Source organism: Alkalihalobacillus sp. BA299, from assembly GCF_017745675.1.
In the GTDB taxonomy this organism is placed as follows: Bacteria; Bacillota; Bacilli; order Bacillales; family Bacillaceae_F; genus Alkalihalobacterium.
Map to the genome: position 1 here is coordinate 167,405 of NZ_JAFLJM010000004.1, position 12,438 is coordinate 179,842.

At 36.7% G+C, this 12,438-nt stretch carries 10 protein-coding genes; all 10 read right to left on the minus strand.

The genetic code is table 11. The annotated features are described in order from the left end of the window. Window positions 1–72: 72 nt before the first annotated feature. Complete coding sequence (gene mutL / locus J0N78_RS06930; RefSeq protein ID WP_209122303.1) at window positions 73–1,932, minus strand: DNA mismatch repair endonuclease MutL; 1,860 nt, start codon at window positions 1,930–1,932, stop codon at window positions 73–75. A 19-nt stretch (window positions 1,933–1,951) separates the two neighbouring features. Beyond that, the gene (gene mutS, locus J0N78_RS06935; protein WP_209122304.1) at window positions 1,952–4,549 is read right to left on the minus strand and encodes a DNA mismatch repair protein MutS; all 2,598 of its coding nucleotides are present in this window, start codon (window positions 4,547–4,549) and stop codon (window positions 1,952–1,954) included. 107 nt (window positions 4,550–4,656) lie between these two features. Continuing rightward, window positions 4,657–5,226, minus strand: a complete 570-nt coding sequence (locus tag J0N78_RS06940; protein ID WP_209122305.1) for an outer spore coat protein CotE — start codon at window positions 5,224–5,226, stop codon at window positions 4,657–4,659. Window positions 5,227–5,758: 532 nt separating this feature from the next. Beyond that, window positions 5,759–6,190 carry a YlbF/YmcA family competence regulator gene (locus J0N78_RS06945; protein WP_209122306.1) on the minus strand — a complete coding sequence of 144 codons (432 nt, stop codon included), beginning with the start codon at window positions 6,188–6,190 and terminating at the stop codon, window positions 5,759–5,761. Then, window positions 6,190–7,800: a tRNA (N6-isopentenyl adenosine(37)-C2)-methylthiotransferase MiaB gene (gene miaB, locus J0N78_RS06950; RefSeq protein ID WP_209122307.1), complete on the minus strand. Its 1,611-nt coding sequence runs from the start codon at window positions 7,798–7,800 to the stop codon at window positions 6,190–6,192. The genes J0N78_RS06945 and miaB overlap by 1 nt, the downstream gene beginning before the upstream one ends. A gap of 204 nt (window positions 7,801–8,004) precedes the next feature. Then, on the minus strand, window positions 8,005–8,076 hold the full coding sequence (locus tag J0N78_RS26485) for a universal stress protein (RefSeq protein ID WP_209122465.1): 72 nt from the start codon (window positions 8,074–8,076) through the stop codon (window positions 8,005–8,007). Window positions 8,077–8,216: 140 nt separating this feature from the next. Further along, window positions 8,217–9,083: a 2-oxoacid:ferredoxin oxidoreductase subunit beta gene (locus J0N78_RS06960; protein ID WP_209122308.1), complete on the minus strand. Its 867-nt coding sequence runs from the start codon at window positions 9,081–9,083 to the stop codon at window positions 8,217–8,219. After that, a complete protein-coding gene (locus J0N78_RS06965) occupies window positions 9,084–10,826 on the minus strand; it encodes a 2-oxoacid:acceptor oxidoreductase subunit alpha (protein ID WP_209122309.1) in 1,743 nt (580 codons plus the stop codon). It lies immediately after the preceding gene. 428 nt (window positions 10,827–11,254) lie between these two features. Further along, window positions 11,255–11,515 carry a stage V sporulation protein S gene (locus J0N78_RS06970; RefSeq protein ID WP_017727398.1) on the minus strand — a complete coding sequence of 87 codons (261 nt, stop codon included), beginning with the start codon at window positions 11,513–11,515 and terminating at the stop codon, window positions 11,255–11,257. 107 nt (window positions 11,516–11,622) lie between these two features. After that, window positions 11,623–12,417, minus strand: coding sequence for a TIGR00282 family metallophosphoesterase (locus J0N78_RS06975; RefSeq protein WP_209122310.1), 795 nt, complete (start codon window positions 12,415–12,417; stop codon window positions 11,623–11,625). Window positions 12,418–12,438: the final 21 nt, after the last annotated feature.

Here is a 12,438-nt window from a genome sequence, read left to right on the forward strand (position 1 = left end):
CAACTTATTAGTAGATAAGCCATCTTTTATTATAACCAGTATGATGAAATAGTAATCACCGTTTTATGACATTTACATAATCCGTTTAAACATCTTCTCCATTTCGTAAGTCGAATAATGAATAATAATTGGTCGACCATGCGGGCAAGTAAATGGATCAATACATTTACGTAAGCTTTCTAATAGCGCAAACTGCTCATCTGTTCTTAAATGTCGATTTGCTTTGATAGCTGCTTTACAAGACATTAAAATCGCTGCTTCTTCGCGTAGTTTTTTAATATCTATTTTTTTCTTTGAGAGAACTTCATCGATCATTTCTCTTAATGTTTCACCTTCTAATCCTTTTGGTAGCCATGTAGGGTATGAGCGAATCATAAACGTTTGCGGTCCGAAAGGTTCTAGAAAAAGTCCAACTTCCTTTAATTCATCAGCGTATTCTGTTAAAGTCATATACTCACTCGCCGTACATTCGAGTGTAATAGGAACGAGTAAGTCTTGAAGCTCTGGTGAAACTTGCCCTACTTTCTCTTTGAAATACTCATATTTAATTCTTTCTTGAGCAGCATGTTGGTCAATAATGTATAGTCCTTTTTCATTTTGAGCAAGAATGTAAGTTCCGTGCATTTGCCCAATTGGATAGAGAGTAGGGACACGGCCATGTGACGTAACCTCTTTTATATTTTGTTCTTGTACTTTTTCTTCTATTACATCAACATCTTGATCTTTAGTTTCCTTCGGTTCACTAATCATAGATTCATATACATCGTCATGAGGAAATATCTCATTTTTAGATTTTTCAGATTGAATCGATTGATTGTTTACAGTAAACGTAGGGCTAGATGGTCGATATTCCTTTATTGTTTGTTGCTCATCATGAGTTAGCTGAAATGAAATTTGATCTGATTTCGGTAGTGCTTTTTTTTCGCGAACTATTTCAGGAATCAGTTGAGTTTTTTTAAACGCATTTTGAATTCCTTCTTTTACTAGAGTTGTCAGCTCTTCCTCTTTACTTAATCGCACCTCTAGTTTGGCAGGATGAACATTTACATCAATTAATAGTGGGTCCATTACAATGTTTAAAACAACAATTGGGTAACGTCCAATTGGAAGCAAAGTGTGATAGCCCTCTTGTATTGCTCTAGCTAAAGAATAATTTTTAATATACCTACCGTTCACAAACGTAGACATATATTGCCTTGATGCTCTAGTTACTTCAGGCTTTACGATAAAACCTGTCACTTGAAAGTCGATCGTCTCTAATTCAATTGGTAGCATTTGTTTGGCTACTGCAGCACCATAAATCGAATGGAGTACTTGTAGCTGATTTCCATTTCCATTTGTTTGCAACATTTTCTTCCCGTTATGAAAAAGCTGAAATGAAATGTCTGGATGGGCTAAAGCAATTCGGTTTACAATATCACTAATATTCCCTAATTCTGTATGAACGGTTTTTAAATACTTCAGCCTTGCAGGTGTATTGTAAAAAAGGTTGGTAATCGTTACTTCGGTACCTTTTCTACTACTAGTGGCCTGTTTCGAAATAATTTTTCCGCCTTCTAATTGAATGCTTGTCCCTGCTCCGTCTCCTGTACTCGTATTTAACTCAAGGTATGATACAGAAGCGATACTTGGTAGTGCTTCTCCACGAAAGCCTAGCGTCATAATATGAAATAGATCTTTATCAGTCTTTATTTTACTTGTGGCATGACGATAAAATGCAGTTTCAACGTCTTCTTCTAAAATACCGTCACCATTATCAAGTATTTTTATTTTTGACAGTCCGCCTTCTTCAACTTCAATGACAATCTGAGTACTATTCGCATCTATTGCATTTTCTACTAATTCTTTAACGATTGAAGCGGGGCGTTCCACCACTTCTCCTGCAGCAATTTTATTTGAAAGCTGTTCATCTAATTTTACAATCTTCCCCACGGCTTCACGACCCTCCCATTTACTTTCTTAATTTTAGTTGTATTTCATTTAGCATTTGCAACGCTTCTAGTGGTGTTATGTTCAAGATGTCTAATTTTTTGAGATCTTTAATTATGACGTTTTCAACCGGACTAACATGCACTTTTTTAGGCTGTTTCTCTTCTTCACCAAATAGAGATAATTGTATTGGTTGCTCCTCTGGCTCTACATTTTTTGTGTTTTCCACTGTTCCTTCTTCTTTCTGATCTCCCTCTAATTGATGTAAAATTTCATCAGCGCGGACGATGACATGTTCAGGAAGCTCAGCTAATTGTGCTACATATATCCCGTAGCTTCGATCGGCTTGTCCATCGACAACTTTGTGTAAAAATACAACTTTTCCATCTTCCTCTATGGCAGAAACGTGTACATTCTTTAGTCTCTCTAATTGTTGTTCAAGTGCAGTAAGTTCATGATAGTGAGTAGAAAAAAGAGTTTTCGCACCAATATTCTCGTGAATATATTCAACAATCGCTTGAGCAAGCGCCATTCCATCATAGGTTGATGTCCCTCTGCCAATCTCATCTAATAAAATCAAGCTATTTTCGGTCGCATTCGTTAAGGCATGTTTCGTCTCTAACATTTCTACCATAAACGTACTTTGTCCACTTGCTAAATCATCTGCCGCACCAATTCTTGTAAAAATTTGATCAAATAAAGGAAGAGATGCACTCGTTGCTGGTACAAAACAACCAACTTGGGCCATAATTGAAGTTAATGCTAACTGTCTCATATACGTACTCTTACCAGCCATATTCGGTCCAGTAATTAATAATATTTCCCGTTCTCGATTCATAACGACGTCGTTTGAAACGTATTGGCCACGGTCAATCATTTTTTCAACAACAGGATGCCTACCATTTTCAATATGGATTTCTCGGTCGCTCGTAAAATGCGGACGTACAAAATGTTGTTCATTACTAATTGTTGCAAAGCTTTGTAATACATCTAATGTACTTATCGTTTTTGCAAGTTGCTGTAGTTGGCGAATGTAACTTTTTACTTGTTCACGAATCGTTTGAAATAGGTCGTATTCAAGTTGTTCAATTTTTTCTTCCGCCTCTAAAATGAGTGTTTCTTTTTCTTTTAATTCAGGCGTGATATAACGTTCAGCATTGGCTAGCGTTTGTTTTCTTTCGTAACGCCCTTCAGGAAGGTTTGCGATATTAGCTTTTGTTACTTCGATATAATAGCCAAACACTTTGTTATAACCGATCTTAAGCGATTTAATTCCAGTTTCCTGACGTTCTTTTTGCTCAAGGGAAGCGATCCATGTTTTCCCGTTTAAACTTGCATCTCGGTAATGGTCTAGGTCACTGCTAAAGCCTGCTTTAATCATCCCGCCATCTTTAACTGATAAAGGTGGGTCGTCGACAATACTCGTTTCTAATAGATCTAATAATTCCTCACAATGATCAATACTATGAATTAATCGGTCAACTAAGGGAACCTGGAGCTCTTTAACGATTTGAACAATTTTCGGAACTTGTTGAAGAGACCTGCGTAATTGTACTAATTCTCTTGCATTAACATTTCCGTAAGCTACTTTACCAGCTAACCGTTCTAAATCATATACTTCTGTCAATGCTTCTCGCAATTCTTCCCTCGAGAAAAACTGATCAATAAATGTTTCCACTACTGTTAATCGTTCTTCAATTTCACTTTGATCAATTAATGGTCGTTCTAACCATTTTTTTAATAATCTTGCTCCCATCGCCGTTACAGTTGCATCAACAATCCAAAGCAATGACCCTTTTTTCTTTTTCTCACGTATCGTTTCAATCAATTCAAGGTTTCTCTTTGAATAATAGTCAACTTTCATATACTGGCTAGCCGTATAGTATTGAACTTTTTGCAAATGATCAAGTGATCTACGCTGTGTTCTAACTAAATAATTATAGAGTCTAGCTACGGTTGAAATTAGTCGTTCTTGTTGAAGTCCATCACAAAGGGGGTGAAAATATTCAGGCATAACCTCATTTGTTTCAAAAGAAATCGTTATCGCTAAACGTTGCTTGAACATCTCAAGAAATGCTGAATCAAATTCTGGAGAAACGATTACTTCCTTTGCCCCTGATGAGACAAGTTCAAAAATCACCTCATCAATACCACCTGTTATTACAGTAACAGCACTTTCCCCCGTTGTTAAATCGGTTCGTACAAAACCAAATTGATCTTCCTTAAAATCTGTAACAGATGTAATATAGTTGTTTTCTTTATCTGCAATTGTTTTGCCGTCCATTACCGTTCCTGGAGTAATTAACTTGACGACTTCGCGCTTAACAACACCTTTTGCTTCTCTTGGATCTTCGACTTGTTCACAAATAGCAATTTTATAACCTTTTTCTATTAATTGAGTAATATATTGTTCAACAGAGTGATAGGGTACTCCACACATCGGAATCCGGTCTTTATCACTACCTCTACCTGTTAAAGTAATTTCTAATTCTTTGGCTGCAAGCTTCGCATCTTCAAAGAATAATTCGTAAAAATCTCCTAAACGAAAAAATAAAAAGGCATCTTTATATTGTGCCTTAATTCCTAAGTATTGCTGTATCATCGGCGTATGCTGTGCCATTGTAATCCCCCAAAGTTCTACATTTTACGACTATCATTATACCACACTACACAAAGAGGTGTCAGGCACCTTTACTCCATTAAAGTGGCCTGACACCAAGCTATCAACTATTCTTCTGTATCGCCCATCATAAAGTTAGGGTCTAAGTCTTCAAACTCTTCATCAGTGACTTCTTCTTCAAACATTGAAGGATCTAATTCAGCAATCGTCCCATCAGGATGAACAGCGACGTGAATTTTCGTTTCACCAATTACTTCAGTCAAGAATTCCCTTTCTACTTGAACGACTACGCTTGAACCATTTGGGGAAATTGTTGCTTCAAGCGTATTTGGCTGTTGAACAGCTTTCGCTATCACTTGAACGTCATCAGATAAAATGTTGTCATCTTTCACTTGCAGTGGAACAACGTCCGTGTACGTGACCGTTTCAGTGGCTACCTCTGTCTTTGTGTTATTTTGATGCGAGTACCAAACGTTAATGTCGTAGCTTCCTTGCACTTCTACCGCATCACCTTTTTTAGCTGCTTCGTACCTATGGTTAATGATCCAACAACCAAGGATACTCGTAGGCTTTTGGGAAGGGCTTACTGTATGACTAGCTTGAGTAAACTTTCTTCCCTTACCACAAACCGCCTTCGTAATAATTTCACGATAATTTAAGTTATCTGTTTGTGACATGAGTGAACCCTCCTCGATCAAATCGTTAGAAAAACTCGGCATATCGCCGTAAGTACTCCGCTTCAACATCGTTGTCTAATTGTCGAAGTTAAGACATAGGAGAAAGCCTGACTTTAATAGTCCGATAAATTAGACGGGCGTCCATCTAATCTCATAAATACGATGTCTTAGGTCAAACTAGCGTCGCCAATTTCTTCACTTCCATCCTATGCAGGGCGAATAACCATTGTGCCTAAAATTTAATTTTCTTCGTTGTAAAAAAGAGAACGATAATTCCAATACACATAATCTATAAAACGATATGAGCCAAACCTTGCAATTATGTCTTTTTTCTAGATTTCATGAAATTATTTTTCGGTCAGTTTTTCTTTGGTTAATATAGAATATTCACAGAATAGTAAATACATGAATAGTATCAAAAAATCTTTATATATTAGCAAAGCAATGCACAGTTTTATTTAGCAATCATGAAAGCATATAACAAAAAGAAGCTAACTCTATAAAAAAGAGTCAGCTTCGAAGTTTCTTAGCCTTAGCTATGGCAACCACCAGAGCTAAATGGACTTTTGGTTGTCGTTCCTTTCAGTAGATCTCCATCCATCGACTTAATAATTTCATCTGTTACTGTATTAGAAATCGTCGTTGACACGAGTTGAAGTATACCATTTACTTCCATTTGGCTATTTTTAAATTCCTGAACTAAAGGAATTTGATCAATCTCATCTTGGTATGCATCAATTTTTTCTTCTGCTTTTTTTAATGCTTCTGTTTTACCATAATGTTGAAGGTTAACAGCTTCTTTTTGTGTACTTTTAATTTTCGCCATTAACTCTTGAATTTTTATATTTTCATTAATTTGCTTTTCCGCTTTTTTAAAAAAATCTACTTCTTCGGTTTCCGCAATCATTTTTGCTAGTTCTTTTGCTTTCGCAACGATTTCATCTTTCGTGTACACTTTCTCCATTATTTATTCACCTCTGCTAGTTCAACCATTTCTCCATCTAACGACCACGTTTTTGCATCCGTTACTTTTACATACACTATTTCTCCAATAACAGATTTAGGTGCCTTAAAGTTCACAAGACGATTTGTACGTGTGCGTCCAGATAGGATTTCTGGATTTTTCTTACTTTCTCCTTCAACTAAAACCTCAACAATTTGGTCTTGATAGTCCAGATTTTTCTTTGCTGAAATTTCATTAATTAAAGCATTTAAGCGAGCAAGACGTTTCTTTTTAACTTCCATTGGTACATTATCAACCATTTTTGCTGCAGGCGTACCTTCACGAGGAGAATAAATATACGTATACGCACTATCGAATTCAATTTCACGCACTAATGAAAGTGTATCTTCAAACTGTTCTTCCGTTTCATTTGGGAACCCGACAATCAAATCTGTCGTAAATGAAGCATTTGGGATAGCCTTTTTAATTTTACCAGCTAACTCCAAATATTGCTCACGAGAATACTTACGAGCCATTAGTTTTAATATTTCTGTGTTACCATGCTGAACAGGTAAATGGATGTGCTCAACTAAATTACCGCCCTTAGCAAGAACTTCGATTAAGTGATCATCGAAATCTCTTGGATGACTTGTCGTAAAACGAATTCTTGGAATATCTATTTTTCGTAGTTCATCCATTAAGTCACCAAGACCATACTCTCTTCCCTCGATGTCTTTACCATAGGCATTTACGTTTTGACCGAGAAGTGTTACTTCTTTATAGCCAAGTCGCGCAAGTTCACGTACTTCAGCAATAATATCTTCTGGGAGACGACTACGCTCTTTACCACGTGTGTAAGGTACAATACAATACGTACAAAACTTATCACAGCCATACATGATGTTTACCCACGCTTGCGTGTTCCCTTGACGTTTACGAGGCATATTTTCAACGATGTCGCCTTCTTTTGACCAAACTTCAACGACCATTTCTTTCCCGAAAATTGCATCTTTCAATAAGTGAGGTAAGCGGTGAATATTGTGAGTACCGAAAATTAAATCGATATGCTGATGTTTTTGCATTATACGATTTACAACGCCCTCTTCTTGAGACATACAGCCACATACAGCTAAGATTAACTCTGGTCTTTCTCTCTTTAACGGTTTTAAATTCCCAATCTCACCAAACACTTTGTTTTCTGCATTTTCACGAATTGCACATGTATTTAGAATAATGATATCTGCTTTATTCGTATCATCTGTTTCAGAAAAGCCTAATTCAAGCAACATTCCTGCCATGTTTTCTGTATCATGATAATTCATTTGACAGCCATAAGTACGGATTAAGAAAGACTTCTCTTTCCCAATTTCTTTCATATCCTCGGGAATATTAAAGTCATAATGAACTTGAACATCTTCTTTACCACGGCGCTTTCCTTTGGCATAATCAGGTTGTTCACTAATTAAAATACTACGACCACTAATTTTCATTACCTTTTTACCATCTTCTGTTTCTGTTACTTTGGCATTTGAGAAATCAAAATATTTGCCGTAATCTTTAGCACGATTTCCACTAGAGGATTTTACGTCCTGAGCGGAAACCTTTTCGCTTTTGTTGTTTTTTTCATTCATCATTTTTATCTCCTTTCTTGTTGTTATCATAGAAATAGAATGTAGACGTACAAATTTATATTATATACGCTTCTACCATTGTACACAACATTTGATAAGAATAACCATTGAAGATCTAATGACATTTATCGAAAAAACAAACAAAATGGTGCCAGGCACCTTTACTACATTAAAGTGATAAAAGCGCCTAGCACCATGTGATAACTAATTAGCTACTAGTACGGGGCAATGTGCATGTTGTACAACATTGTGGCTAACACTTCCTAATACATATATTTAAGTTTTATCACCAGAAATAAAATTTTTTAAATAGTTACATTTTTCAGAATTTTCTTTATGTTAGCGTTTAAATATGATATATTAAAAGAGACGTCCACAGTATCATGAACGTCTCTTCTATACTTAGCATTGCTTAATCACATAAACTCTGCCATTAGCTGATTAAATTTCTCTTCGTCAAGCTTTAAGTCTTGTTTAGAAAGACCTTTTTCGTCGTAACCATTAACTAATTCTTGGTACGATTTCTTTTCTTTATCTTGGTAGATAAGTCCTGTAACTAGACCGTTGTTCTCCATTAACGTTTGCATCGCTTGCATACGATTTGATGGGTCGTAACCTTCGATTGCAGAAAGACTAGTTAAGTTTTCTTTAAACCAGTCATACGTGTTCACTTTATTAAATGTAACACAAGGACTGAATACATTAATTAGTGAGAAACCTTTATGGTTAATCCCTTGTTCGATTAAAGATGTTAGTTCTTTAAGGTCACTTGAAAAGCTTTGTGCTACAAATGTTGCTCCTGCAGTTAAAGCTGTCTCCATTACGTTTAACGCAGACTCAATTGAACCACCTGGAGTACTTTTTGTTTTAAAGCCCATTTCACTACGTGGTGATGTTTGACCTTTTGTTAAACCGTAAATTTGGTTATCCATTACGATATACGTAATGTCGATGTTACGACGGATCGCGTGGACTGTATGACCCATACCAATCGCAAACCCATCACCGTCACCACCAGAAGCGATAACTGTTAATTCACGGTTTGCCATTTTAACACCTTGGGCAATTGGTAAAGCACGGCCATGAACACCGTGGAAACCATATGAGTTAATATAACCTGAAATACGTCCTGAACATCCGATACCAGACACAACAGCAAGATTATCTGGCTCTAATCCAGCATTTGCAGAGGCACGTTGGATAGCTGCTTGTACCGAGAAATCACCACAACCTGGGCACCAGTTAGGCTTTACTTTATTACGAAAGTCTTTAAATGTTGCCATTTAGACCAACTCCTTGCATTGTTTGTAGATGTCTGATGGCAGGAATGGATTACCGTCATATTTAAGCATGCTTTCAACATTAGTTCCGCCAACATTCATTTTAATAATACTTGCTAATTGTGCGGTTGCGTTATTTTCTACAACTACAACTTTTTTAGCACGTTCCATTAACGGTCTTAGTTGTTCTGTTGGGAATGGATGTAGTAAACGAACGTGTGCATGGTTTACTTTTATTCCATCTGCTTCAAGACGTGGCATTGCTTCATTAATTGTACCACGTGTAGAGTTAATACCAATGATTAACAGGTCTGCTTCATCATGCTCTGCATTGGCATATACAGGTGTATCAAAACGATCCGCTAATGAATTTAATTTACGTAAGCGCTTGTCCATTTGAGCTACACGATTTTCAGGACTTTCAGATGGTTTACCTGTTTCATCATGCTCAACACCTGTTACGTGATGAACACCATTTTTCATTCCCGGTGCTACACGAGGAGATACTCCGTCTTCCGTTACTGCAAAACGTTTAAAGTACTCTCCATCTACACGCTCTGGTAACTCTTCATTAAAATTATACTTACCACGGCGAATTTCAATCTTATTGAAATCTAGTGGTTCAACAGTTTGTTTTCCTAACGATAAAGCAAGGTCAGTTACAATGATTACTGGGCATTGATATTCTTCAGCAATATTGAACGCTTCAATTGTATCGTAGAACGCCTCTTCTACAGTACTTGGCGTAATTACTACTTTCGGAATATCACCATGAGTGTTATAAACCATTGCCATTAAATCTGATTGTTCTTGTTTTGTTGGTAAACCAGTACTTGGTCCCCCACGTTGAGTATCAACGATTACCAATGGGACTTCAGTAATACCTGAAAGACCGATTGCTTCTGCCATTAATGATAATCCAGGTCCAGCTGATGCAGTTAGCGCACGAACCCCTGCATAATTGGCACCAATAGCCATTGTACATGCAGCAATTTCATCTTCCGTTTGAATAACAGTTCCGCCAAATTCAGGAAGTTTTTTAATTAAGTACTCCATAATTTCGGATGCTGGAGTAATAGGATATGCAGGCATGAAACGGCATCCACCAGCAACTGCACCCATTGCGATTGCATCGTTACCAATTAAGAACATACGTTTCTTTCCGTCTGCTTTTTCCAACTGTAGAGATTCAATTTGACCACCGGCTTCTTTATTAAAGAAATCAGCACCAGCTTGAATAGCATCCATATTTTTTTCAACAACTGACATACCTTTTTTCTTAAAAATTTCTTCTACAACTTCACGGTATGCTTCTACAGGTAAACCAAGAATTGCGCTTGATGCACCAACTGCTACCATGTTCTTCATAAGTGAAGTGCCTAGGTCATTTGCAATTTCTGTGAATGGAACCGCATACAATGTCGCTTTAGAGTCCTCTGCAAGTGTAGGTTTAAACTTTGCATCAGCAACAACAACTCCACCTTCACGAAGTTCATGGTAGTTTACATCAATAGTCTCTTGGTCAAATGCTACAAGAATATCTAAATCGTCTGAAATTGCATTAAGTGACTTTGTACTTACCCTGATTTTATTGTTCGTGTGTCCACCTTTGATACGAGAAGAAAAGTGTCTATACCCGTACAAATAGTACCCTAAACGATTAAGTGCAATAGCAAAGATTTCTCCGGTACTTTCAATACCTTCCCCTTGCTGTCCTCCAACTTTCCAAGAAAGTTGATTGATCATTTTCTCCACCCCTTTGGCGTATTAAATGAGAATGACTGTTTCCACTATATGCATAGTAAATCCCTTAGTAAATTCACTAGGCGAATTGAATGGGTCTTCTACGTGTCATGCTCATGATGAATAATTATGTACTAAACGATTACAATAATAAATCTATCCACAAGAAAAAGCAAGACTTATAAGGAAAATATTACGAAATAGTGAAAACGTTGAAATTTGTTGAAAAATAATCGGAACTAAAAATTTGTTCACGATCTTGTCATAATTTTAACAAAAGATGACTACATACTTCAAAGGTTTTTATTATTTTTTTTACTTTTTTTTAATAAAACATTAAAAATACACAAAAATAAGACTAACTTAAGCGCATTTTCTCCCTTAAAAGCTTGAGAGGTGCGCTCTAAAGTTAGCCTTTGTGTTATGAGCACTTATCGTGGCTCTACAATTAATTTTATCGCCGTTCTTTCTTCACCATCAATCTCAATATCCGTAAAAGCAGGAATACAAACGAGATCAATCCCACTTGGGGCAACAAACCCTCTCGCAATTGCAATGGCCTTAATGGATTGATTTAAAGCACCCGCGCCAATAGCTTGAATTTCTGCTGCGCCTCTTTCTCTTATGACACCTGCAAGTGCTCCTGCTACTGAATTGGGTGTAGATTTTGCTGAAACTTTTAATATTTCCATTTCTTGTACCTCCTTAATGATGAATATTGCCGCTTATTAAATATATTCACGATATTTTCTTATATTCCTGCTTTTAAGAAGGTATTTTCAAAATATTCTAGCATTTATCATTCGAAAAATGGAGAATCCTCGTTAATTAATACACGCTCTATCGATTGAGCACGCCCATTCTTATCATCAATTGTAATGACAACAGCATTTAATTGCTCTCGTCCATTTGCAACTTCAAACCTTACTGGTAAATTGGTCAAAAACTTATTTAATACAGCGGATCGTTCCATTCCTAATATACCGTCGTAAGGGCCTGTCATCCCAACGTCAGTAAGATAGGCTGTTCCCTTAGGTAATACTCGTTGATCAGCTGTTTGAACATGTGTATGTGTTCCAACAACAGCTGAAACTCTACCATCTAAATACCAACCCATCGCTTGTTTTTCACTTGTTGCCTCTGCATGAAAGTCAACAAATATAAATGGGGTTCTATCTTGAACTTGTTCTAAAATTTCATCTACTTTTCGAAATGGACAATCATTTGGCGGGAGAAAAGTTCTTCCCATGACGTTAATAACAGCAACTTCTATACTATTTATCTTAATAATTGTGTAGCCTCGGCCTGGTGTTCCTTCTGGGTAATTGGCTGGTCGAACTAGCGACCCTGCATCATCAATAAATTCAAAGATTTCACGATTATCCCATGTGTGGTTCCCAAGAGTCACTGCTTGAGCACCCGCATCGAGAAAACCTTTATATATTTTCTGGGTAATACCTTTTCCTCCAGCAGCATTTTCACCGTTTACAATTGAAAGCTGTGGTCGGTATTTTTTTTTCAATTTCGGTAAGAATTCTTTTACCATTGCTCTACCTGATGAGCCTACTACGTCTCCAACAAATAATATTTTCATTTAAAGCCTCTTTTCTACAAT